Below are 21,282 nucleotides of genomic sequence, written 5' to 3' on the forward strand. Positions count from 1 at the left end.
TGTGGGACAGAATGACGGGATGCGACTGCCTGTCATGCCGCCGGTCAAGCCGATGCTCGCCAAACCGGTCAAGGAGATCCCCCGCGGGGCCCTGTCCTACGAACCGAAGTGGGACGGGTTCCGGTCGATCATCTTCCGCGACGGCGACGAGGTGGAGATCGGCAGCCGGAACGAGAAGCCGATGACGCGGTACTTCCCCGAGCTGGTCGAGGCGGTGAAGGCGAATCTCCCGGAGCGCTGCGCGATCGACGGCGAGATCATCGTGATCGGCGAATCCGGCGACCGGCTCGATTTCGAGGTGCTGCAGCAGCGGATCCACCCGGCCGCGAGCCGCGTGAACATGCTGTCCGAGAAGACCCCGGCACGGTTCGTCGCGTTCGACCTGCTGGCGCTCGGTGACGACGACTACACGGAGCGCCCGTTCAGCGAACGCCGTACGGCGCTGATCGACGCGCTCGCAAACGTGAAGGAACCGATCCACGTCACCCCCGCGACCGCCGACCACGACACGGCCGCGCAATGGTTCGAGCAGTTCGAGGGCGCCGGCCTGGACGGGCTGATCGCCAAGCCGCTGGACGGGACGTACCAGCCGGACAAGCGGGTGATGTTCAAGATCAAGCCGGAGCGTACGGCGGACTGCGTCGTGGCGGGCTACCGCCTGCACAAGAGCGGGCCGGACCGGATCGGCTCGCTGCTGCTCGGGCTGTACAACGACGACGGCACGCTGGCGAGCGTCGGCGTGATCGGCGCGTTCCCGATGGAGCGTCGTAAGGAGCTCTTCCAGGAGATGCAGCCGCTCGTCACCACGTTCGACGAGCACCCGTGGGCGTGGGCGAAGCAGGAGGAAGGCGTCCGGACGCCGCGCAACGCCGAGGGCAGCCGGTGGCAGGCGGGCAAGGACCTGTCATTCACTCCCCTGCGCCCCGAGCGGGTCGTCGAGGTCCGGTACGACCACATGGAGGGCATCCGCTTCCGGCACACCGCGCAGTTCGTCCGCTGGCGCCCGGACCGCACCCCGGAGTCCTGCACGTACGAGCAGTTGGAGGAGCCGATCAAGTTCGACCTGGCCGACGTCCTCTCGAGCGCCCAACGCTGATGCTCTACAGCCTCTACACCCGCCGCCTCCGCCGCCAGCTCGTCGGCCTGCCGAAGCCAGATCACGTCGCGATCGTGATGGACGGCAATCGCCGCTGGGCCCGCGGCGCCGGGTACGACGACGTACGCATCGGTCATCGCTTCGGCGCCAAGCACCTGGAGGCGTTCCTGCAGTGGAGCGCGGACGCCGGAGTCACCTGTGTCACCGCGTGGGTCGCGTCGGCCGACAACATGCGCAAACGCGACTCGGCCGAGATCGACTACCTGATGGAACTCACCGAGAGCGTGCTGGCCGATCACGTACGCCGTGACCACCGCTGGCGGCTGCACATCGCGGGCCAGCTGGACCTGTTGCCTGATTCAACGGCCCGCGCGTTGAAGGAAGCGGTCGAGGTCAGCCGCGACCGCGACGCCGGCGACCTGACGCTCGCGATCGGGTATTCGGGCCGGCTCGAGGTGCTGGACGCCGTACGGTCCGTGCTCGACGACGCGGCGGCGGAGGGGCGGTCGCTCGCGGAGGTCGCGGACGGGCTGACCGAGGAGGAGATCGGCCGGCACCTGTACGTGCCCGGCCTGCCCGACCCGGATCTGGTCATCCGGACCAGCGGCGAGCTGCGGATGTCGGACTTCCTGCTGTGGCAGACGACCCGCTCGGACATCGAGTTCTGCGACCTGTACTGGCCCGCGTTCCGCGAGGTGGACCTGCTGCGGGCGCTCCGCACCTACGGACACCGGAGACTGGAACGATCCAGTTGAATACTTCCCGCCCCTGAGGGGGCACTATGGGGGTATACCGACTGGTAAGCACGGAGGTGGCGCGATGTACGACGTCGTACTGCTCGTCGAGCAGGAACTGTCCGAGCCCGACGCGAAACGCGTCGTCGAACTCCATCAGGACATGCCCGATCCGGTCACGTACCACGTGCTGGTGCCCTGCCACAACGCAGAGGCCGGCGTCGAGGCCTCGATCAGTGCCCTCGGGACCGCGGACCTCTACGGGCCGGGCCTGGCCGGTCAGCGCCAGGATCTCGCGGAGGCGCAGAAGGCGATCGACACCGAGGCCAAGGGCTGCACCGGGCGGAGCGTCCAGCGGCTCCGCGACCTCGGGCAGTCCGCCGAGGGCGGCATCTCGCACGACCGGCCGATCGACGCCCTGGTCGCGACCGTGCAGCACGTCCACGGCCAAGAGGTCATCATCCTCACCCGGCCGCACATCGTGGCGGAGTTCTTCCACCTCGACTGGACCAACTCGGCCCGCCGGCACCTCGGCGTACCGGTCCTCCACCTACTGGAGCACGACTCACGGGAAGCCGCGGCCAGCTAGTGCCGTGTCGCCCTCTTAGTGCGGGAGCAGAGCCGCGTAAGTGATTCCGCCGGCCAGACTGGCGATCAGCAGGGACAGGGTGGTGCGGAGCGCTCGTTCACCGGTGCGGCCGTAGTGGCGGCCGTCCTCGGAGTGGTACGCGACCTTGAAGCCGGCGTACCCGGCCGCCAGAACGAGCCCCAGCTTGATCATCAGACACCTGCCGCTGTGCCGGAGATGTGGTCGGAATCCGCGAACTGCGTGTGGTACAGATCAGCGTACTCGCCGCCGGCCGCGAGCAGTTGCTCGTGCGTGCCGCGCTCGACGATGTTGCCGTGGTCAACCACCAGGATCAGGTCCGCGTTCCGCACCGTCGACAGCCGGTGCGCGATCACCAGCGACGTACGGCCTTCCAGCGCGGTGTCCAGGGCCCGCTGAACGGCGACCTCGGACTCCGAGTCCAGGTGCGCGGTCGCCTCGTCGAGTACGACGATCTTCGGGGCCTTCAGCAACAACCGGGCGATGGCGAGCCGTTGCCGCTCGCCACCGGACAGCCGGTGGCCGCGATCGCCGACCACGGTGTCCAGCCCGTCCGGCAACGCTGACACCAGATCCCAGATCTGCGCGGCCCGCAGCGCGGCGACCATCTCGTCCTCGGTCGCTTCTGGCTTCGCGTACCGGAGGTTGGCGCGGATCGTGTCGTGGAACATGTGCGCGTCCTGCGTGACGTACCCGATCGTGTCGTGCAGGGATTGCAGGGTGACGTCGCGGACGTCCTGACCGCCGACGCGCACCGCTCCCCCGGTCACGTCGTACAGCCGGGCGACCAGGTTGGTGATCGTTGTCTTGCCCGCTCCGGACGGGCCGACCAGCGCGACCATCTGTCCGGACCGTACGACGAAACTCACGTCCTCCAGCACCTGCGCCGAGACGCGCTTGTCCAGGACGGCGACGGACTCGAGGCTGGCCAGCGAGACCTGCTCGGCCGTCGGGTACGCGAACGCGACATGGTCGAACTCGACACTCGCCGCGTCGGCCGGCAGGTCCTTGGCGTCCGGGGCGTCCTTGATCATCGGTTCGAGGTCGAGCACCTCGAAGACCCGCTCGAACGACACCAGCGCGGTCATCACGTCGACGCGGACGTTGGAGAGCGCGGTCAGCGGACCGTACAGCCGGCCGAGCAGGGCGACGAGCGCGAGCAGCGTGCCGATGGTCAACGTCTCGCGGACGGCCAGGTTGCCGCCGACGCCGTACACCAGGGCTGTGGCCAGCGCGGCGACCAGGGTGAGCGCCGTGAAGAACACGCGACCGAGCATCGCGATCCGGATGCCCAGGTCGCGGACCCGCCCGGCCCGCTCGCCGAAGTCCGCGTTCTCGAGGTGCGGCTGGCCGAACAGGGTGACCAGGAGCGCGCCGCCGACGCTGAAGCGCTCGGTCATCGAGGTGGACATCTCGGCATTGAGGTTCATCTGTTCCCGCGTCATCGCGGCCAGGCGGCGGCCGAGGACCCGCGCCGGGATCAGGAAGATCGGCAGCATCAGGATCGCGACCACGGTGAGCTGCCAGCTCAGCACGAGCATCGCGCCGATGACCAGGATCAGGCTGATGACGTTCGAGACGACGCCGGACAGTGTCGAGGTGAAGGCCTGCTGGGCGCCGATCACATCGTTGTTGAGCCGCGAGACCAGCGCACCGGTCTGGGTCCGGGTGAAGAACGCGACCGGCATCCGCTGCACGTGCGCGAACACCTTGGTCCGCAGGTCGAAGATGAGCCCTTCACCGATCCGCGCCGAGAACCAGCGCTGCACCAGGCCGAGCGCCGCTTCCACGACCGCGAGCAACGCGACCACGAGGGCCAGCGCGGTCACCAGGCCGGCGTTTCCCTTGGAGATCCCGTCGTCGACGATCTTCTTGAACAACAGCGGCGACGCGATGACCAGCACCGCCGAGACGATCACCAGCAGCAGGAACGCCGCGATGTGCCAGCGGTACGGCCTGGCGAACCGGACGATCCGCCGCAGCGTGCCCTTGGCGAGCTTCTGCTCGAGGACCGACGAGTCCTGGCGCCGCCAGCCCATCGCGCCCATTCCTGGGCGCATCATTCCCGACATCCGGCTCCCTCCCTGTGGTGAACCTTCATAACACTCGAGGTCACTCCGCGCTTCCCGCAACTTTTGGTTGCGCATCGGCACGACCTGGTCTAGAGTCACATGCAACCAAAGGTTGCGAAAGGACGGAAGCAATGACCAGGAGCATCGAGCGGGAGATCCGGGTGGAGGCTAGCCCAGAGGTGGTCTACGAGGTGATCAGCTCGCCGGAGCACCTGCGCGAGTGGTGGCCGGACGAGGCCGAGCTCGACGCCGTCCCCGGCGCGACCGGGACTGTCGGCTTCCGGCAGGCGGAGGGGACGAAGGTTGTGCCGCTCACCGTGGTCGAGGCCGAGCCACCGCGGCGGTTCGCGTTCCGCTGGGACTACGACGGCGAGGAGGCCACGCCGGAGAACTCGCTGCTCGTGACCTTCGACCTGATTCCGGTCGACGGCGGCACGCTGCTGCGGTTCGCCGAGACCGGGTACGACGAAGCGGCCAAGTCCGACGCGGTGCTCGCGGACCACACCAGCGGCTGGGACTACTTCCTCCCCCGCCTCGCGCCGTACGTCGAAAAGTTGGCGCAGCGGCCGTGATCGACGACGAGCTCTGGTCGGCGATCGGCGACCCCACCCGGCGGCGGATGCTCGACCTGCTGCTCGCGGGCGACGGCGGTACGGCGACCGGTCTCAGCGAGCAGCTGCCCGTCACACGACAGGCGGTCGCGAAGCATCTCGGCGTACTCGACCGGGCCGGGCTGGTGCACTCCACGCCGTCCGGACGTGAACGCCGCTACACCGTGGACGAGGAACGGCTCGCCCGCGCGATCAACCAGCTGACCGACGTCACCGACGCCTGGGACCGGCGGCTGCAACGCATCAAGCGCATCGCCGAGGCGATCGAACAAGCCGAGAGGAAACTCCAATGAGCGACATCCTGCACCGAGTTGGCATCATCGCGTCCCCGAAGGACGTCTGCACCGCCCTCACCACGATCGACGGCCTGGCCGGCTGGTGGACCGAAGACACCGTCGGCGACCCTGATGGGGTGATCCAGTTCCGCTTCGCCACAGCGGGTGGCGACGGCTTCGACATGAAGGTCGTCGAGACCAAACCCGGCGAGCTCGTGCACTGGGAGGTCGTCGGCGGCCCGGAGGAGTGGATCGGCACCCACGTCACCTTCGAGCTGTCCCAGACCGACGAGTACACGATCATCCTGTTCAAGCAGGCAGGCTGGCGCGAGCCGGTCGAGTTCATGTACCACTGCAGCACCAAGTGGGCCACGTTCCTGATGAGCCTGAAGCAGTACGTCGAGACCGGCAAGGGCGAGCCCGCGCCGCACGACGTACTGGTCAGCAACTGGCACTAGCCGAGTGCGGCCAGGAGCTCCTTCAGACGGCGTTCCTGGGCCTCACGTTCGGCCTTGAGCTGGTCGTCGTACGCGCGGTCCGCGGCACCGAGGAGCAACGCCTTGGTCTCGCGGATCGCGCCGGGCAGCGGGCCGAGCAACGCGTCGGACAGGTCCTTGACCGTCGCCTCCAGCTCGTCCGCCGGTACGACGACGTTCGCGAGCCCGAGCTCTTTCGCCTCCGCGGCCTCGACCCAGCGGCTCGTCGCGCAGATCTCCAGCGCCCGCGAGTACCCGACCAGCTCGACGAGCGGCTTCGTACCACCGAGGTCCGGCACCAGCCCGAGGGACGGCTCGCGCATGCTGAAGCGGGCGTCGGGGGTGACGACCCGCAGGTCACAGGCCAAGGCGAGCTGGAAGCCGGCGCCCACCGCGTGACCCTGCACCGCAGCGATGCTGACGATCTCGGGCCGCCGCAGCCAGGAGAACCCGGACTGGAACTTCGCGATCAGCTCCAGGACCTCGTCGGTCGGCTTGGCGCCGAGCGTGAGCAGCGGCTCCTGACCCAGATCGTTCTCGCCCATGATCAGCCGGCGGTCCAGTCCGGCCGAGAACGACGGCCCCTCCCCCGACACGATCACCACGCGGACCTCGGGCGGCAGCGACGTACCGAAGTCGGCGAGAGCACTCCACATCGCCGGAGTCTGCGCGTTGCGCACCTCCGGCCGATCCAGCACTACCCGGGCGACCGGGCCGTCCACCGTGAACCGCAGTCCGAGATCCGTCATGCACCGAACATTACTGGGAAGTAATCAGGCAAGCGAGATCAGGTCGGCGTACTCGTTCGACCAGAGGTCTTCGACGCCGTCGGGAAGCAGGACGACACGCTCCGGTTCGAGGGCCTCGACGGCGCCCTCGTCGTGGGTGACCAGGACGATCGCGCCGGTGTACGAGCGGATCGCGTTCAGCACCTCGGCGCGGGACGCTGGGTCCAGGTTGTTGGTCGGCTCGTCGAGGAGCAGGACGTTCGCCGCCGACACGACCAGCGTGGCGAGCGCGAGGCGGGTCTTCTCGCCGCCGGACAGCACCTTGGCGGGCTTGTCCGCGTCGTCGCCGGTGAACAGGAACGAGCCGAGCACGCTGCGCGCCTGCGTCTCGTTCAGGTCCGGGGCGGCGGTCTTCATGTTCTCCAGAACCGTCCGGTTCACGTCCAGGGTCTCGTGCTCCTGGGCGTAGTACCCGAGCTTGAGGCCGTGGCCGTCGAGCACCTCGCCGGTGTCGGCCTTCTCGATCCCGCCGAGGATCCGCAGCAGCGTGGTCTTGCCGGCACCGTTCAGGCCGAGGACGACGACCCGTGAGCCCTTGTCGATCGCCAGGTCGACGTCGGTGAAGATCTCCAGCGAGCCGTACGACTTCGACAGCTCCCGCGCCATCAGCGGCGTCTTGCCGCACGGCGCCGGCGTCGGGAAGGAGATCTTCGCGACGCGGTCCTGGGCGCGGACCTCGTCGAGCGAGGACATCAACTGCTCGGCACGGCGGAGCATCTGCTGGGCCGCGGCCGCCTTGGTCGCCTTGGCGCGCATCTTGTTCGCCTGGTCGACCAGCTGGGTCGCCTTCTTCTCCGCGTTCGCCCGCTCCCGCTTGCGACGGCGTTCGTCGGTCTCGCGCTGGCTCAGGTACGCCTTCCAGCCGACGTTGTAGATGTCGACCTCGGCCCGGTTCGCGTCCAGGTGGAAGACCCGGGTGACGGTCTCCTGGAGCAGGTTCACGTCGTGGCTGATCATGATCACGCCACCGGCGTACGACTTGAGGAAATCGCGCAGCCAGATGATCGAGTCGGCGTCCAGGTGGTTGGTCGGCTCGTCGAGCAGCAGCGTCTCGGCCTGCGCGAACAGGATCCGGGCCAGCTCGACGCGGCGGCGCTGACCACCGGACAGCGTCGACAGCGGCTGGCCGAGGACGCGGTCCGGGAGGCCGAGGTTGGCCGCGATCCGGGCCGCCTCGGACTCGGCGGCGTACCCACCGGCGGCGTGCAGGTCCGCCTCGGCACGCTCGTACCGCCGCATGCCCTTGGAGCGGGTCTTCTCGTCCGCACTGGCCATCGACTTCTCGGCGGAGCGCAACCGGCGTACGACGTCGTCCAGACCGCGCGCGGACAGGATCCGGTCGCGGGCCAGTACGTCGAGATCGCCTGTGCGCGGGTCCTGCGGCAGGTAGCCGATCTGGCCCGAGGACGTCACGGAACCGCTGGCCGGCAGCCCCTCACCGGCGAGGATCTTGGTCAGCGTCGTCTTGCCGGCGCCGTTGCGACCGACCAGCCCGACCTTGTCGCCGGGGCCGACCCGGAACGAGGCGGGGGCGAGCAACTGACGGGCACCGACGCGCACCTCGAGATTGGAAACGGTAATCATCGGGGGTCGCGGGCGTCCTTACGCTGGGATACGGGGCTGAGCTCTGGGCGGCATGGCGGTGTCATGGCGGCGTCCTCGCAGTGTCACGGCACGCCGAAATCCCCCGCTCTCAGGACTAGTGTAGGTGGCGTGAAATTCAATCCGGATGCGGATCTCGACACCAGTGGTGTCGAGGACACCCGCGGTAGTGGCGGCGGACGCGGCGGTGGCCTCCCCGGCGGGATGATCCCGGTCGGCGGCGGCATCGGCGGCATCATCCTTCTTGTCGTGATCCTCCTCCTGACCGGTGGCCTGCCAGGCGGAGGTGGCAGCGACGAACCGGTCTCGCAGAACACGGCAACCGGCAACCTGGGCTCCTGCAAGAAGGGCACCGACCTGCAGTCGAACTCGGACTGCAGGTTCGTGTTCTACCAGAACTCGATCGAGAGGTTCTGGGCCGCGGAGCTCCCCCGGCGCGGCAAGAAGTACACCCGCGCGCCGATGCGGGTGTTCGAGGGCTCGGTGAACACCGGCTGCGGCCCGGCGACCAGCGCGGTCGGCCCGTTCTACTGCCCGCCGGACATGCGGGTGTACCTGGACATCGGGTTCTTCGAGACGCTGCAGCAGGACCTGGGCGCCCGCGGCGGCGAGTTCGCCGAGGCGTACGTCGTGGCGCACGAGTACGGCCACCACATCCAGAACCTGTACGGCATCCTCGACCGGATCAAGACCCGCAACGGCCCGACGTCCGACTCGGTCCGCTCCGAGCTCCAGGCCGACTGCCTGGCCGGTATCTGGACCAACCACGCGACCACGGTCCCGAACGCGAGCGGCCAGCCGCTGATCACCGAGCTCAGCGAGGACGACATCGCCCGCGGCCTGGACGCCGCCGCGTCGGTTGGCGATGACCGCATCCAGTCGAAGACCCAGGGCCAGGTCACCCCGGAAAGCTTCAGCCACGGCACCGCCGAGCAACGCATGAAATGGTTCCAGGCCGGCATGGACTCCGGCGACATGAACGCGTGCGACACCTGGTCCGCCAAGTCCCTCTGACAAAAGACGAACCGCCCCGTACGCCGAAGCGTGCGGGGCGGTTCGTCTGTAGCTGTCAGGCGACCTGGGCGGGGCGGTGGTAGCCGGGGAGGAGTTCTTCGACGAGGGCGTCGGTCTCCGCCTCGGGGCCGCGGGGGCCGCCGTGTTTGGTGAGGGCGGCGTACATCTGGCCGGCCACGTTGGTGACGTCCCCGGTGGTGCCGAAGTGGGCCGCCAGGCGGAGGGTGGCGCGCCACAGTTCCTCCGAGGCCGGCGAGAAGCTGAGGCCGGTCTGGAGGGCGGTGCGGGCCAGGTTGCCGTCGTTGTGGCTCAGCGACGACTCGGCGAGCCGCAGCGCGGCGTCGACGACGGCCTCCACCATCCGGCGCTCGATCCCGGACGCGGCGAGCCACGAGTAGCGGCCGCCGGGCAGGTTCGACCAGGCCGGGCCGTGCACCAGGCTGAGCGCCGTCGACAGCGGGCCACGCGGGTCGTCGATCATCGTCGCCTGCTTCGCCAGCGTGCGGAACACGTCCCAGTCGACCCGGACAACGCTGCGGTTCAGCATCCAGCGGCCCGACTCGTCGGCGTACATGGCGTCCACACCGACCCAGCGCCGGGTGTGCTCCAGCGCCGCGTCGCGCAGCTCTTCGCTGATGCCGCGCGGCCAGATCGCCCCGGCGAGCACGTTCGGGTGTACGCCGTAGTCCTGGCTGGCCAGGAACGCGATGATCTCCGTCGACAGCGTAATCCGGCCGTCGTCGATGACCCCGCGGGCGTCCACCTCGACCGGGCCGAGCAGGTCGACCTCGACCGGTGCCGGCTGGCTCAGGTCGGTGGTGGAGAACTCGTACGCCGGCATGTCCTGCTCGGACCGGCGCTTGTCGCGGGCGTCCGTCTCGGCCGCGTCGAACAGCGCGACCAGGTCGGCGAACTGCTCCGGGTTGACGCTGTGCGCGTCCACCTCGAGGCCGAGCAGCCGGCAGACGGCCTGATTCTTCTCGTCCACGACGAACCGCCACGGCGAGTTCATCACGTCGCCGACCACGACCACCGCGATGCTGCGGTTGGTGTCGGCGGCCAGCCGGTTTAGCTGGTCCTGCTCCTCCGGCGACGGCGGCGCGGACACGAAGATGATCTCCGGACCCCACAGCGCCGCGTCCGGATGCGTCATCCGGGCATCCGCCACGGAGCCGGCGTTCCGCCGCTGGGAGGCCTGGACCTGCGCCTCGGTACGGCGGACGACCTCGGCCATCGCGTCGTCGAGACGGATCCAGTAGCTCAGCCGCGTCGGCGCGAGCGACGACAGGTCGTCGCCGAACCCGACCATGCTGATGTGCGCGCCCTCGGACCACAGGTTCGTCGCCAGCTCGACCGCGAGCGAACCGACCACGTCGCGGGACGCGTTGGTCACGCCGCCGAACGCGACGATCCCGTTCGCGGTGTCGAGGTCGATCAGTACCGTCGCGCCGTCCGCGTTCTGGCCGACCGTCACGAGCGTCGGGTACGGCGCCGGCGCGTTGACCTCACCGCTCGGGCCGTACCCGCGGCGCAGTGTCCACCGGGTGCCCTCGGCAATCGCCTGCCACGGACCGGGCGGCTCGGGCTGTGCGCCGTACGGGTCGAGCACCAGCGTGAGCGACCGGTCGGTCACCAGCGCGGCGACCACCTTCGGCATCGGCCGCTCCAGCTGCGTCATGTCGGCGCCCAGCTTGCGCAGCGAGTTGTCCACGAACTGCGCGGTCGGAACGTCTGACGCGAGCCGCAGACCGATCTCGGTCTGCCGGTGACCGGCGGCCTTCGGGCCAGGGCCCTGCGCCCAGCCGCGGCGCCGCTTCAGCGCCAGCGCCAGACCAGCCGCAAGCAGCGTCGCCCCGAAGCCGAAGATGCCGGCGTCCTTCAGGCTGATGCCACCGTCGTCGGCCGCGACCGGAGTCACCTCCGGAACCTGGGTACCGCCGCCGGCCGGCTCGCCGTGCTCGTGACCGGCCCCCGGAGCGTGCGGCTCGACGGTGACGTTCGGCTCCCCCGGCTTGACGTTCTTCGCGCCCGGGTCGCCCTTCGCGCTGCCGATGACGACCGACGAGGGCTTCTCGATGCCCTGCTCCGAGTAGCGCCCCGGACCGACCGGCTTCGACTCTGGCGTCGTCCGGGTCTCGGTCTTGTTCTCGACCGCGGTCTTCGGCTTGGCCGGGGTCGTCTTCGTGCTGACCGTCGTCTTGGTGGTGGTCTTGGTGGTCGTGTGGTCGCCGATGCTCACGCGAACCGTGTGCACACCCGGGCCCTTGGCGTCGGCCGGCAGCCGCACCTGCCAGCCCGGCAGGATCAGGTCCGGGTTGGTCAGCCGGCGGCCGTCGGGCTGCAGCTTGTTCTTGTTGAGGTCGTAGATCTCCTTGTACCGGCGACCGTCACCGAGATACCGCTCCGCAATGTCCCACAGGCAGTCGTAGTTCCGGGCCTCCGGCGGACGAACCTCGGTGTACTTGACGACCTGACCCTTGTGGTCGTTGTTCGTCCGTACGCCGACGTTCGTCTTCCCGTGGCTGCCGCTGAGCACCGTGCTGGCTGCCTCGGTCTGGCGGAACTGCGACGTCGAGGACTGCTCGTTGCCGTGCCGCACGCTCACGGACGTCGGAGCGGCCGGGCCGGCCGTGGTGACCGCGCTCGCGACCGGCAGGCTGACACCGGCACCTGCGGCGATCAGCACGACCGTGCCGATCAGCCGGCGGGCCAGGACCTGCGAGCCGCCGCCGAGCGGGACGCGTGGTGAGAGGCCGTGACCGCGGATCTCCGCGGCCGCCTCCGCGATCAGGCAGACGACGAAGTGCAGCCACGCGAGCCAGATGAAGAACGCGATGATGCCGAGAACCGTCTCGACGCTCAGCTCGCTGAACAGCATGCTCTTGGTGGGCATCGTGTCCGGCCACGGCGTACCGAAGAACCGCAGCAGCACGTACGGCACGCCACCGACGATCGCCAGGATCGCGAGCAGCGCGACAAAGCCCTTCAGCCGGTCCGCACCCGGACTCCCCTGACGCCGCTGCGGCAACCGCGCCGCCTGCGCAGGCTCATTCGTCCTTACCATCGCTCCTCCATACCCCCACCATCAGCCACCGATTGCCTGAGCTTCCTGCACAGGCAGGCGCTGCACGGCCGTCACATTTGCCTGGCCGATCGGCTTCCAGCCACCGGCGTCCTTGCCGATCCAGTACGACACTTCCCACGTGATGGTGAGCTTCACCGTGTACATCTTGTCCGGCTGGCTCGCACTGGATTTCTTGTAGACGTGCTTGCACGGGTTCATCTGGTGGTACGGGTCCTGCGTCTGGTCGTACCCGTCCGGGTCGTCCAGCGGCGTCACACCGACCGGGCACTTGAACGTCCCGGTGTTGTCACCTGGGTCGACGACCATCTCGACGACCATGCCGCGCATGCTCAGGTTGTGCCTGTCGTCGTAGAGACCGCTCAGACTCCCGGTGTTGTCCGTGGTCACCTTCGAGCTGTCCGGGGTCAGGGTGAAGTAGGCCGGCACGTTGACCCGCGGTGTGTAGGTCGGCATGACCTGCAGCGCGGGCGGCGGGTAAACGCCCTGGAACCGCCTCCAGAAATCTGCCATGTAGTCCGGGAACGGGCACTGGGCCCGGTCCTGCGCATCCACGGGAACGTAGGCCCGCTCGAGGTGTGCTTTCGGGCCACCGTTGTAGGTGTCCAGCTCGTAGTCGGTGATCGTGATCCGCATCACCCACTCCTTGCCGTCCGGTGCCTTCGGCAGCCGGATCCCCTTCGGGATCTCGAAGTCGCGGCACGGGACGAAGGGCCGACCGTTGAGCTTGTCCCGCCAGGTCGGGGGCGGTGGCGCAGGCTGAATCCGCGGAATGTAGGCGTTGCCGGAACTGCAGTACGCGCCGAAGCCGACCGAGTTCACGTACATGCTGCACACGGAGTTGCCGGTCTGGATGGTATCCGCGGTGGCAGTTGTGGCGGGGGCGACCGTCACAAGCGCGAGAACAGCGCTCAGGACGAGCAGCGTACGGCCCACTCGGTTGTGCATCCTCACTCCCCAGACTTGGCTATGCGCAGATTATCTTCGACCAGGGGCATCATGCCCGGTACCCAGTACCCCGTCACCTCTTCGCAACCTGAAATTCCACGTTCCGGTCTAGGCCGGGTAGCGGACGCTCGAGCAGTTCACGCCCTTGCTGGTCGCCATGCGGTACGGCAACCAGCCGACCCCGGTCTGGATCATTTCGATCACCTCGGGCGTCCCCTTGGGCGCGACGACAGTCCAGTTCCGGGTCTTCGGGTCCCAGTACTGCGTGGTCTGCGAGCGGCAGGTCTGCACAGCGACGGTGTCGTCCGGCGTGGCCTTCGCGCCGACTACGACCACACTCCCCGGCGGCTTCATTACCCAGCCGTTGCGCTTGGCATCCACGATCTCCTCCGATACGTCCTCATAGAAGAAGGACGGGAACCGCTTCTTCAGGATTGTGTCGTCCTTTGACACGAGGGCCTGGAAGTAGAGCGGGTAGCTGGTCACGAGGCCTTGGACGGCGGGGTTGGACGCGAAGTTCCCGGGTTGGATGATGACTTGTTTCGCGGTCGGTGCGGTCGGCTTGGCCGTGGTGGCCGGCGCGGTAGTCGCGGGAGGCGCTGACGACGGTGCGGTGGACGGCGTGCTGGATGTCGTCGTACCGGAGTCGCCGCCGACCGGGACCGGGCGGCCGCCGTCGCCGGTGTCCTTGCTGCAGGCACTCAACAGCAGGACACCGACCACTGCAAAGGCCGGGAGGGCAAACCTACGCACGGACAGAATCCTCCGGGTTCTAGCGCCCGCTCGGCGGCGAGCTGCTCGTGGGGCCTGACGGTTCGCCGGTCGGCGGGGTCTCGGACGGGGTCGGGGTCGGTGTCACGTTCGGCGAGCAGGAGGCCGGGAACGGGAACGGCGACAGCGTCCAGGTCGGGGTCGGCGAGCCGACGGTCCAGGTCGGGCAGGGCAGGTCGATCGTCGGCGGGCGCGGGGTGTCGATAGGGCCGCCGGGGCCGTCGGTGGTCGGGTTCACGACGATCGGCGGGATGGTCGGGCTGTCGTCGGCCTTGTCGACGCCCTGTTCGGCGTGCGCCTGGCCGGTGCCGCTGGCCTTCAGCGACTGCTTGCCGACGAGGCCGAGGAACGTCGTCTTGTTGGCGATGTCGACCTGGATGTCGACCTCTTTGTCGGTCAGCGTGGTCGGTCCGCACGAGGTGACCGCCGGGTCGTTGGACCGCACCTGGCCGCAGAACGCCGTGATCGCGGCCGCGGCCTTCGCGGTGTCGATCTTGGCCTCGGCGACGTTCAGCTGGATGGCCGCGGCGCCGACGCGCGCGGCCTCCTGCGCGTACCCGACCGCGCGCGACCGGGCGCCCAGCTGCCGGCCGCCGTCGATCACCAGGCCGGCCAGGGTGAAGATCATCACCGCGAGGATCGCGACCGCGGGGCTCAGCGCGCCGCGGCCGAACCGCCGGTCGTTGCGTCGCGCATCGATCCGGAAGAACTCGACGAGCCTACGAGCCGTCACCGCGCACCCCCCGGTACGGATCGAGCGAGGACGTGAAGCGCTTGGTGATCTTGGTGTCGCCGCCCAGGCCGAGCAGGCCGAGGTCGCGGTAGTTGATCGTGCAGGTGACCTCGACCGACAACGGCGAACCGGCAACGAATCCGGTCGTGATCGAGCCCGCCGCGGACTCCTTGCACGAAGCCACCGCCTGGCTCATCGCCGAGTTGACGGCCTCGTCGACGCGCGCCTGCGCGTCCTGCAGCGACCGCGCCTGGCTGGCGCCACGGGCACCGTCACGGGCCGCGCTCTCCAGCAGCGACGACGACTGGAAGTACCGCCCGCAGGCCAGCAGGAACATGAACAGCGCCAGCAGCACGGGCGCGAGGATCACCATCTCCAGCGCCATCGTGCCGCGCTCGCGGGTACGGCGGCGCCGCCCGCGCGACCCTGGTCTGCTCGTCATCTGCTCGCTCACTTGTCGGCTTCGAACTGTTCGATGCGGCCGGTGGCGGTCCGGGTCACCTTCAGTTCCAGGCCGGGCACCAGCGAAACGGTCTTGCCGGTGACCGTGAACGAGACCACGCCCTCCGGGGTGTTGTACGACGGGAACGGGACGGTGGCGTTCTGCAGCGTCGTACCGCCGAGCTGCTGCGCGTACGACTGGATGTCGGCCCGCACCTTCTCCCCCACCGCCGGGGTGTACACGGGCGGCTGCACCAGCCGCAGCCGGGACACGCCCTCCTGCGCCGCGTTCAGCGCGACGGACCGCCCGTACAGCCACAAGGCGGTCTGGATGGACACGAAGACCAGCGCGATGAGCGCCGGCGCGAGGATGGCCAGCTCGAGAGTGCTGACCCCCCGCTCGGACCGCTTGCGCCCCAGCCGCATTGCTCTGCCGTCATTCCTTCTCGATATCAGCGGTGTGCTTGGCGATCACTCGCTTCACCACCACACCGATCGCCAGCGCGGCCACGACCAGGATCCCCGAGATGATCGCCCACTCGAGTGCGGAGGCGCCCAGCTCGGTGTTCCCCTGCTTCGCGCGGGCCCGCTGGGCCTGCGCCCGTGCCACCGCGTAGCCGGCCATGGCCCGCCAGAACATCAACTCCGAGGTCATCCACATGCCTTCCAGATCGTGAGGCCGAAGCAGGCCTCAGTATGACGTGTTCGACGGGCAACTCCGCCCAACGGATCCCTTGCCCTCATCCCTGTCCTGCCTAACTTCCGAGGATCGCCACGCCGGCCGGGAAGGCCAGGAACAGGAAGAACGCCGAGATCATCACGAGCTGCGCGACCAGCATCGACTGGGACCGCTCACCCGCCTTGCCTTCCACGTCGGCCAGCTCCTTGCGCCGCAGCGAGGCGGCCCGGGCGAGCAGTGACGAACGAATCTTCGCGCCCTCGTCACCGGCCAGCGCGAGCGCAGAGGCCAGGTCCCGCAGTTCCTCGACGCCCAGGTCCTCGCCGAGCCGGGCCATCGCGTCCCACGGCGTGATGCCGATCAGCCGCGCGTTCGCGAGCGCCTGCCGGATCCGGGCCATCGCCCAGTGCTCGCCGATCGTCGACGCCGTCATCAGCGCCTCGGGCAGACCGCGGCCGCCCGCGAGGTTCATCGCGACCAGGTCCAGGAAGCTGCCGACCACGTGCCGGAAGTCGCGCCGCCGCGCCTCCGCCTGCGAACGCAAGGCCAGGTCCGGCAGGAAGAACGCCAGCGCCATGAACCCGAGCGTGACGATCGCCGGGGCCACTCCGGGCGCGCTGATCCCGATCGCGGACGCCAGGAACAGCACGATCGGGACGAAGATCATCGCGCCGAGCGCGAAGAAGACCTTGGTCGCGAGCATCGCGGCGAACGGCTGGTTCATCACCGCGAGGTCGCGGCGCAGCTTGCCGAACGCCCAGCCCCGCGCATTCGCCTCCGCCTCGAGCCGGCGGCCCAGCGTCTCCCGCGCCCGGTCCACGCCGCCGAGCACCCGCTCGCCGGCGGCACTGGTGGTGACACCGCTGGTGTAACCGCCACGGCCGGCGTCGATCCGCGCGATCGTGGACAGCACGTTGGCCCGCGGCCTGATGAACATCCGGACCAGCACGTACACGCCGAGTCCGGCGATACCGCCGGTAATGAAGGCCCAGGTCATCCGCTCACCGTCTCCATCCGGTCGTCGCCCGACCGGCTCGGCCGCTGGTCGTCGGTCATGCCGATCAGGAACCGGTCCGGCACCTCGATCTTCGCGAGTCGCCGCAGCCACAGCAGTCCGACTGCGTAGAGCCCGATCACCACGGCCAGCACGACCTGCCCGACGAAGCTCGTGTACGGCGCCATGTACGCCGAGTTGAACAGCACCAGACCGGCCGCCATGAGCAGCGTGATCGCGACCACGACCTGCACACTGCGCCGCGTCGAACGACGTTCCGCCGCGACCTTCCGGCGTACGTCGAGCTCCTCGCGGGCCGAATCGGCGAGCGCGCTCAGCACCTCGCGCAGACCGGGACCGCGCAGCCGGGCGTTCAGCACCAGGGCGGCGACGATCAGGTCCGCGGACGGGTCGTCCAGGTCGTCGGCGAACCGCATCAGGGCCGACGGCAACGGTTCGCGGATCCGCAGCCGGTCGACCAGCAGGTTCAGGCTGGGCTTGATCGCGGGCGCCGCGTTCACCGCGGTGGCCGGGATCGCCTGCTCCAGGCCGACCGCGCCGGCGATCGTGTCGCGGAGCGCCTCGGTCCAGGTGGCCAGCGCGTCCAGTCGATCGATCGCCCGGCGTTCCTCACCGGTGCCGCCGAAGAAGCGGTCCGCCATGGCCGCGAGCAGGCCGAGGGCGACCGCGAGCACCAGCCAGCGGGTCACCACCAGCACGAGCAGGCCGACCGCGAAGCCGGCGCCCAGCCGGACGAGGTTCTTACGCGCCTCGACGCTGCGGTTGCGGAACAGCGACGGCGTCTCGTCCTTCGGCTCGGTCCCGCGGATCGCGACGATCAGCAGCATCACCGCGCCGCCCACCAACGCCCCGCACAGCAGCGCGCCCAGAGTCCGGTTGCTCATCGACGTCCTCGCTTCGCTCCGGGCGCCGACGAGACACGAGGCGTACTGTGCTTGATGGTGACCTCGCTCCGCTCGCTCACGGCCTCACGCCCACGTTCCGTGCACGAGCGGCTGGTACCCGAAGTGCTCGAGCTCGTCCATGCACGCGATCGGCGCGTGCGCCGCGGCGTGGCCGTCCGGTCCCGGTGCGAAGACCTCGCCGGACAGCACCCGGCCGTCCCATCCGGTGACCTCCCGGATGCTCTCGACGTACCGGCTGAGGCCGCCGCCGCGCGAGTAGTCGTTGTGCTTGCGGACGAACACCACGAAGTCGAGCGCGCCGGCGATCAGCATCTGGGTGGCATCCATCGGCAACCGCTCGCGGGCCTGGATCGCGTAGGTGCTGATTCGGTTGAACACCTCCATCGAGCTGTTCGAGTGGATCGTCGACAGCGAGCCGTCGTTACCCTGGCTCATCGCGTTCAGCATCGTGACGATCTCGTCGCCGAGCACCTCACCGACGATCACCCGGCTCGGGTTCATACGCAGCGAACGCCGGACCAGGTCGGCCATGCTGACCTCGCCGACGCCTTCGGAGTTCGGCAGCCGTTCCTCGAACGCGACCACGTTCGGGTGCAGGTCCTTGAACTCGCCGAGGCCGAGCTCGAGCGAGCGCTCGACGGTGATCAGCCGCTCGTGCGGCTGGATCTCGTTGGCCAGTGCTCGCAGCAGCGTTGTCTTCCCGGAGTTCGTGGCGCCGGCGATCATGACGTTCTTCCGCGCCGCGACCGCAGCCCGCAGGAACGAGCCGACGTCGTCGGAGATGGTTCCGTTGGCGACCAGGTCCTTGAGGAACACCTTGCCGAGGCGGGCGCGCCGGATCGACACCGCGGGACGGGACGTCACGCCCATCACGGCGGACAGACGGGAGCCGTCGGGCAGCCGCAGGTCCAGCTGCGGGTTCGCCGAGTCGAACGGGCGGCTGGTCAGGCCGGCGTGCGCCGCCAGTACCTGGATCAGCTCGATCAGTTCCTCATCACTCTCTGCGACCGGACCCGGGGTCTCCTCGCGACCGTCGCCGTACTGCACGAAGACCTGGTCGCAGCCGTTGATGTCGATGTTCTCGACCTCGGGGTCGTCGATCAGCGGCTGCAGCCGGCCGACACCGAACAGCGCGGAGTGGATCGCGCCGGCGATCTGCGCGTCGTCGTCCGGCGTCGGCGGCGTACGGCCCTCGGCCAGCTCGTACCGCGCGTGGTCCTCGAGCACCTGCACGATCAGCGACCGTGCGTACTCCCGCTCGTCCTCCGCGCTCATCGGAGGTACGCCGTTCACCTGGTCGCGGCGCCGCTGCTCGTTCAGCCGCTCGGCGACCTGCACCCGCAGCTTCCGGACGAGCTCCTGATCGGCGCTCATCGATAGTCACCAGGCGATGGTGGGAAGGCCGCGTTGGCCATGTCGAAGTCCTGCGGCGGCGGAGCGGCGACCAGGGCCGCCATCTCCGCGGTGATGACGCTCGCGGACCGGATCAGCTGGGTCTTGTCGAGCCGGCCGTGGCCACGCCCGTCGAAGAACGCCGCTCCGACCGGGTCGTACGCCAGGTGCCAGCGGTGCCGCACCGGCAACGACATGGCGTCCAGCACGGACCAGACCTGTTTCACGCCGTCCCGCTGCTTCGGGTCGGCTACGACAACCACACCGAGCTGTGCGTCGACATGGTGCACCAGCGTCGACAGCCGCTCCCGCAGGTGCGCCACCGACGAGCCTGTCGCCGAACACACCAGAACGACGAGGCGCGCGGACTGGATGACCGGCAGCTGTGGCGAGGACGCACCGATCCGCCCGCAGTCGGCCAGTACGTCGCCGTGCTGCATCTGGTTGAACGTGATGCCGAGCGGGTGCCACAGACCGCCCATGCCACCGACCTGCTCCGGCGAGCGCACACCGAGCAGTACGTCGAGGCCGCCGTCGAGCTGCTGGCTGTGCGCGAGGATGACCTCGTCGCCCAGACCCTTCCGGCTCGCAGCCGCGAGGCTGACCAGGCCGCGATCGGAGTTGAGGCCGGCACCGCCCGGTCCAGTCATCCGGATCGCTACGTCACTGCCCGCCGGGTCGCACTCGGCCAGCAGCACCTGCCGCGGCCAGAGTGCACCGAAGACCAGACTTGCCGTGGTCACCCCGGGCGAGCCCTTCGCGCTCGCCAGCGCCACAAGTGCCATCAGTTGGCCCCGTTGCGCGACACGTCCGGCTTGGTGCCCGGCGCCAGCTTCACCAGCACGAGGGTCTTCGCCGCGGCCGCTGCCGCAACCGTGGTGATGTCTTCGGCGGGGATCAGGACCGTCACGTTGAGCGTGCTGTTCGAGCTCGTCTTGCTGTCGGTGATCGCGCCGGCGGCGGACGTCACCTCGGCAGCGCTGACCAACGGCACCGCGGCACCCTCCGCGTTGGCGGACGGTACGCGGATGACCTTGACGACGTCGCCGACCTGAAGGCCGTCCGACGGTGCGCGCCCGGCCTCCAGGCTGACACCGACCAGGGCGCCGCCGGCCGGGATCGGCTGCTCGCCCTCCTGGGTGAGGTTCTCCGGCGTGACGAACTGGTCCTTGTACATCCAGGTCTTCGTGTAGCGGCCGAGGTACTTCTCCGCTTCCGACCACGGAATCAAGCCACCGGTGGCGCCGGCCAGGTCACCCCTGGAGAGGTCCTTCGCTTCGAGCTTGCTGCCCGGTGGCAGCGCGTCGACCGAGATCGCCACGAAGTCGGAGCGGTTGCCGCTGTTCAGCGCGATCAGCGCCGATCCGGCGGCGCCGAGCAGGATCAGGATGACCGCGAGCGCGGCCAGGGCAGGACGGCGTTCCCGGCCGCTCGGGAGGCGGGTCGAACCGCCACCCGTCGATCGGCCCGCTGCCCGGGCGCCTTGGGAAGAGCTACGCGTGGAGGACGAGAGACTCACCCGCATACCGTAATGGCAGCGAGGTGCCATCCGTGCCAGGAGGCCACTGCCGTTACCGCGCCGCGACCCGCTCCAGCTCGGCGGGCTTGAGCAGTTGGTTGAACGCGCCCGGTCCGCCGTACAACTGGTCTAGATAGGCATACATCGCGCGCAGGCACAGGCCGATCTGCCGCTGCCAGTCGGGCTGTCCCTCCAGCCAGACCACGAGGTCCCGCCCTTCGACCAGCGTGACCGCGGCGTTCACCGGCTGCACCAGCCGGTCCGTTTCGAGGTCCGGCTCGATCTCCCGGCCGCGTACCTCCTGGACCGCGGCAGCTAGGGCTGCCTGCTCGGCGCCGGTGAAAAAGTAGTCGAACCCGTGCTGGCCGTGCAGCCGGTCGAGGTACTCGCAGAGCGCGAGGAACAGTTCGATGCCGTCGTACTCCCGGCCGTCGCCCGCATGGTGCCGCAACTCGGCGACGGTGCTGCGCGCCTGGGGGATGTTCCACTCGGAGTCACCGAACTTCTCCCACATGCTCTTGA

General features: G+C 69.2%; 24 protein-coding genes. 7 read left to right on the forward strand and 17 right to left on the reverse strand.

Features of this window, described 5'->3' with window-relative positions; all coding sequences use genetic code 11:
• Nucleotides 1-19: 19 nt before the first annotated feature.
• The 3 genes from E0H45_RS23055 (at nt 20) to E0H45_RS23065 (ending at nt 2,419) form a co-directional block, all read left to right on the forward strand.
• Nucleotides 20-1,096 (forward strand): ATP-dependent DNA ligase, encoded by a 1,077-nt coding sequence (locus E0H45_RS23055; RefSeq protein WP_131340778.1) that lies wholly within the window; start codon nt 20-22, stop codon nt 1,094-1,096.
• The gene (uppS, locus tag E0H45_RS23060) at nt 1,096-1,851 is read left to right on the forward strand and encodes a polyprenyl diphosphate synthase (protein WP_131340780.1); all 756 of its coding nucleotides are present in this window, start codon (nt 1,096-1,098) and stop codon (nt 1,849-1,851) included. Before E0H45_RS23055 ends, uppS begins: the two co-directional genes overlap by 1 nt.
• A gap of 64 nt (nt 1,852-1,915) precedes the next feature.
• Nucleotides 1,916-2,419: a hypothetical protein gene (locus tag E0H45_RS23065; protein WP_131340781.1), complete on the forward strand. Its 504-nt coding sequence runs from the start codon at nt 1,916-1,918 to the stop codon at nt 2,417-2,419.
• 15 nt (nt 2,420-2,434) lie between these two features.
• On the opposite strand, the gene E0H45_RS42555 is transcribed toward E0H45_RS23065, so the two are convergent.
• Together E0H45_RS42555 and E0H45_RS23070 are read right to left on the reverse strand one after the other, a co-directional pair.
• The gene (locus E0H45_RS42555; RefSeq protein ID WP_165546571.1) at nt 2,435-2,611 is read right to left on the reverse strand and encodes a hypothetical protein; all 177 of its coding nucleotides are present in this window, start codon (nt 2,609-2,611) and stop codon (nt 2,435-2,437) included.
• Complete coding sequence (locus E0H45_RS23070) at nt 2,611-4,509, reverse strand: ABC transporter ATP-binding protein (protein WP_202872493.1); 1,899 nt, start codon at nt 4,507-4,509, stop codon at nt 2,611-2,613. The genes E0H45_RS42555 and E0H45_RS23070 overlap by 1 nt, the downstream gene beginning before the upstream one ends.
• Before the next feature lie 131 nt (nt 4,510-4,640).
• Here E0H45_RS23070 and E0H45_RS23075 point away from each other — a divergent pair, with 131 nt between their 5' ends.
• Genes E0H45_RS23075 through E0H45_RS23085 form a run of 3 tightly spaced genes read left to right on the forward strand, consistent with a single transcriptional unit; the run spans nt 4,641 to nt 5,853 of the window.
• Nucleotides 4,641-5,081, forward strand: coding sequence for an SRPBCC family protein (locus tag E0H45_RS23075; protein ID WP_131340783.1), 441 nt, complete (start codon nt 4,641-4,643; stop codon nt 5,079-5,081).
• Entirely contained in the window at nt 5,078-5,413 is a 336-nt protein-coding gene (locus E0H45_RS23080; protein WP_238155196.1) for an ArsR/SmtB family transcription factor, read from the forward strand. The genes E0H45_RS23075 and E0H45_RS23080 overlap by 4 nt, the downstream gene beginning before the upstream one ends.
• Nucleotides 5,410-5,853 (forward strand): SRPBCC family protein, encoded by a 444-nt coding sequence (locus E0H45_RS23085; RefSeq protein ID WP_131340785.1) that lies wholly within the window; start codon nt 5,410-5,412, stop codon nt 5,851-5,853. The genes E0H45_RS23080 and E0H45_RS23085 overlap by 4 nt, the downstream gene beginning before the upstream one ends.
• Here E0H45_RS23085 and E0H45_RS23090 read toward each other — a convergent pair.
• Together E0H45_RS23090 and abc-f are read right to left on the reverse strand one after the other, a co-directional pair.
• Nucleotides 5,850-6,620, reverse strand: a complete 771-nt coding sequence (locus E0H45_RS23090) for an enoyl-CoA hydratase/isomerase family protein (RefSeq protein ID WP_131340787.1) — start codon at nt 6,618-6,620, stop codon at nt 5,850-5,852. The two genes, E0H45_RS23085 and E0H45_RS23090, sit on opposite strands and share 4 nt — an antisense overlap.
• Nucleotides 6,621-6,644: 24 nt before the next feature.
• On the reverse strand, nt 6,645-8,243 hold the full coding sequence (abc-f, locus tag E0H45_RS23095) for a ribosomal protection-like ABC-F family protein (RefSeq protein ID WP_131340789.1): 1,599 nt from the start codon (nt 8,241-8,243) through the stop codon (nt 6,645-6,647).
• A gap of 129 nt (nt 8,244-8,372) precedes the next feature.
• Here abc-f and ypfJ point away from each other — a divergent pair, with 129 nt between their 5' ends.
• Complete coding sequence (gene ypfJ, locus E0H45_RS23100) at nt 8,373-9,275, forward strand: KPN_02809 family neutral zinc metallopeptidase (RefSeq protein WP_131340791.1); 903 nt, start codon at nt 8,373-8,375, stop codon at nt 9,273-9,275.
• A 55-nt stretch (nt 9,276-9,330) separates the two neighbouring features.
• On the opposite strand, the gene E0H45_RS23105 is transcribed toward ypfJ, so the two are convergent.
• From E0H45_RS23105 to E0H45_RS23165, 13 genes are all read right to left on the reverse strand, one after another.
• Nucleotides 9,331-12,339, reverse strand: coding sequence for an AfsR/SARP family transcriptional regulator (locus tag E0H45_RS23105; protein WP_131340793.1), 3,009 nt, complete (start codon nt 12,337-12,339; stop codon nt 9,331-9,333).
• A 21-nt stretch (nt 12,340-12,360) separates the two neighbouring features.
• Nucleotides 12,361-13,305, reverse strand: coding sequence for a hypothetical protein (locus E0H45_RS23110; RefSeq protein WP_131340795.1), 945 nt, complete (start codon nt 13,303-13,305; stop codon nt 12,361-12,363).
• A 108-nt stretch (nt 13,306-13,413) separates the two neighbouring features.
• Complete coding sequence (locus E0H45_RS23115; RefSeq protein WP_238155198.1) at nt 13,414-14,058, reverse strand: hypothetical protein; 645 nt, start codon at nt 14,056-14,058, stop codon at nt 13,414-13,416.
• Between the two features lie 19 nt (nt 14,059-14,077).
• On the reverse strand, nt 14,078-14,809 hold the full coding sequence (locus tag E0H45_RS23120; protein WP_238155200.1) for a TadE/TadG family type IV pilus assembly protein: 732 nt from the start codon (nt 14,807-14,809) through the stop codon (nt 14,078-14,080).
• Entirely contained in the window at nt 14,796-15,251 is a 456-nt protein-coding gene (locus E0H45_RS23125) for a TadE/TadG family type IV pilus assembly protein (RefSeq protein WP_131340797.1), read from the reverse strand. Before E0H45_RS23125 ends, E0H45_RS23120 begins: the two co-directional genes overlap by 14 nt.
• Nucleotides 15,252-15,259: 8 nt before the next feature.
• Nucleotides 15,260-15,676, reverse strand: a complete 417-nt coding sequence (locus E0H45_RS23130) for a TadE/TadG family type IV pilus assembly protein (protein ID WP_238155202.1) — start codon at nt 15,674-15,676, stop codon at nt 15,260-15,262.
• 10 nt (nt 15,677-15,686) lie between these two features.
• Nucleotides 15,687-15,905, reverse strand: a complete 219-nt coding sequence (locus E0H45_RS23135; protein WP_131292644.1) for a hypothetical protein — start codon at nt 15,903-15,905, stop codon at nt 15,687-15,689.
• 100 nt (nt 15,906-16,005) lie between these two features.
• Nucleotides 16,006-16,926, reverse strand: coding sequence for a type II secretion system F family protein (locus tag E0H45_RS23140; protein ID WP_131340802.1), 921 nt, complete (start codon nt 16,924-16,926; stop codon nt 16,006-16,008).
• Nucleotides 16,923-17,828: a type II secretion system F family protein gene (locus E0H45_RS23145; RefSeq protein ID WP_131340807.1), complete on the reverse strand. Its 906-nt coding sequence runs from the start codon at nt 17,826-17,828 to the stop codon at nt 16,923-16,925. The genes E0H45_RS23140 and E0H45_RS23145 overlap by 4 nt, the downstream gene beginning before the upstream one ends.
• Nucleotides 17,829-17,912: 84 nt before the next feature.
• The gene (locus tag E0H45_RS23150) at nt 17,913-19,223 is read right to left on the reverse strand and encodes a TadA family conjugal transfer-associated ATPase (protein ID WP_131340809.1); all 1,311 of its coding nucleotides are present in this window, start codon (nt 19,221-19,223) and stop codon (nt 17,913-17,915) included.
• Complete coding sequence (locus E0H45_RS23155) at nt 19,220-20,026, reverse strand: CpaE/TadZ family protein (protein WP_131340811.1); 807 nt, start codon at nt 20,024-20,026, stop codon at nt 19,220-19,222. The genes E0H45_RS23150 and E0H45_RS23155 overlap by 4 nt, the downstream gene beginning before the upstream one ends.
• On the reverse strand, nt 20,026-20,760 hold the full coding sequence (locus E0H45_RS23160) for a hypothetical protein (RefSeq protein ID WP_131340813.1): 735 nt from the start codon (nt 20,758-20,760) through the stop codon (nt 20,026-20,028). The genes E0H45_RS23155 and E0H45_RS23160 overlap by 1 nt, the downstream gene beginning before the upstream one ends.
• 52 nt (nt 20,761-20,812) lie before the next feature.
• Complete coding sequence (locus E0H45_RS23165) at nt 20,813-21,274, reverse strand: hypothetical protein (protein WP_131340815.1); 462 nt, start codon at nt 21,272-21,274, stop codon at nt 20,813-20,815.
• Nucleotides 21,275-21,282 lie beyond the last annotated feature (8 nt).

This window comes from Kribbella soli (genome assembly GCF_004331345.1).
Classification (GTDB): domain Bacteria; phylum Actinomycetota; class Actinomycetes; order Propionibacteriales; family Kribbellaceae; genus Kribbella; species Kribbella soli.

What these genes read in the sequence shown, in the direction of transcription:
- E0H45_RS23075 (WP_131340783.1), top strand. Translation starts at nt 4,641, where the DNA reads ATGACCAGGAGCATCGAGCGGGAGATCCGGGTGGAGGCTAGCCCAGAG.
- E0H45_RS23110 (WP_131340795.1), bottom strand. Translation starts at nt 13,305, where the DNA reads ATGCACAACCGAGTGGGCCGTACGCTGCTCGTCCTGAGCGCTGTTCTC.
- E0H45_RS23125 (WP_131340797.1), bottom strand. Translation starts at nt 15,251, where the DNA reads ATGACGAGCAGACCAGGGTCGCGCGGGCGGCGCCGCCGTACCCGCGAG.
- E0H45_RS23140 (WP_131340802.1), bottom strand. Translation starts at nt 16,926, where the DNA reads ATGACCTGGGCCTTCATTACCGGCGGTATCGCCGGACTCGGCGTGTAC.
- E0H45_RS23130 (WP_238155202.1), bottom strand. Translation starts at nt 15,676, where the DNA reads ATGCGGCTGGGGCGCAAGCGGTCCGAGCGGGGGGTCAGCACTCTCGAG.
- E0H45_RS23165 (WP_131340815.1), bottom strand. Translation starts at nt 21,274, where the DNA reads ATGTGGGAGAAGTTCGGTGACTCCGAGTGGAACATCCCCCAGGCGCGC.
- E0H45_RS23135 (WP_131292644.1), bottom strand. Translation starts at nt 15,905, where the DNA reads ATGACCTCGGAGTTGATGTTCTGGCGGGCCATGGCCGGCTACGCGGTG.
- E0H45_RS23105 (WP_131340793.1), bottom strand. Translation starts at nt 12,339, where the DNA reads ATGGTAAGGACGAATGAGCCTGCGCAGGCGGCGCGGTTGCCGCAGCGG.
- E0H45_RS23145 (WP_131340807.1), bottom strand. Translation starts at nt 17,828, where the DNA reads ATGAGCAACCGGACTCTGGGCGCGCTGCTGTGCGGGGCGTTGGTGGGC.
- E0H45_RS23150 (WP_131340809.1), bottom strand. Translation starts at nt 19,223, where the DNA reads ATGAGCGCCGATCAGGAGCTCGTCCGGAAGCTGCGGGTGCAGGTCGCC.
- E0H45_RS23070 (WP_202872493.1), bottom strand. Translation starts at nt 4,509, where the DNA reads ATGTCGGGAATGATGCGCCCAGGAATGGGCGCGATGGGCTGGCGGCGC.
- E0H45_RS23055 (WP_131340778.1), top strand. Translation starts at nt 20, where the DNA reads ATGCGACTGCCTGTCATGCCGCCGGTCAAGCCGATGCTCGCCAAACCG.
- E0H45_RS23065 (WP_131340781.1), top strand. Translation starts at nt 1,916, where the DNA reads ATGTACGACGTCGTACTGCTCGTCGAGCAGGAACTGTCCGAGCCCGAC.
- E0H45_RS23090 (WP_131340787.1), bottom strand. Translation starts at nt 6,620, where the DNA reads ATGACGGATCTCGGACTGCGGTTCACGGTGGACGGCCCGGTCGCCCGG.
- abc-f (WP_131340789.1), bottom strand. Translation starts at nt 8,243, where the DNA reads ATGATTACCGTTTCCAATCTCGAGGTGCGCGTCGGTGCCCGTCAGTTG.
- uppS (WP_131340780.1), top strand. Translation starts at nt 1,096, where the DNA reads ATGCTCTACAGCCTCTACACCCGCCGCCTCCGCCGCCAGCTCGTCGGC.
- E0H45_RS23155 (WP_131340811.1), bottom strand. Translation starts at nt 20,026, where the DNA reads ATGGCACTTGTGGCGCTGGCGAGCGCGAAGGGCTCGCCCGGGGTGACC.
- E0H45_RS42555 (WP_165546571.1), bottom strand. Translation starts at nt 2,611, where the DNA reads ATGATCAAGCTGGGGCTCGTTCTGGCGGCCGGGTACGCCGGCTTCAAG.
- E0H45_RS23085 (WP_131340785.1), top strand. Translation starts at nt 5,410, where the DNA reads ATGAGCGACATCCTGCACCGAGTTGGCATCATCGCGTCCCCGAAGGAC.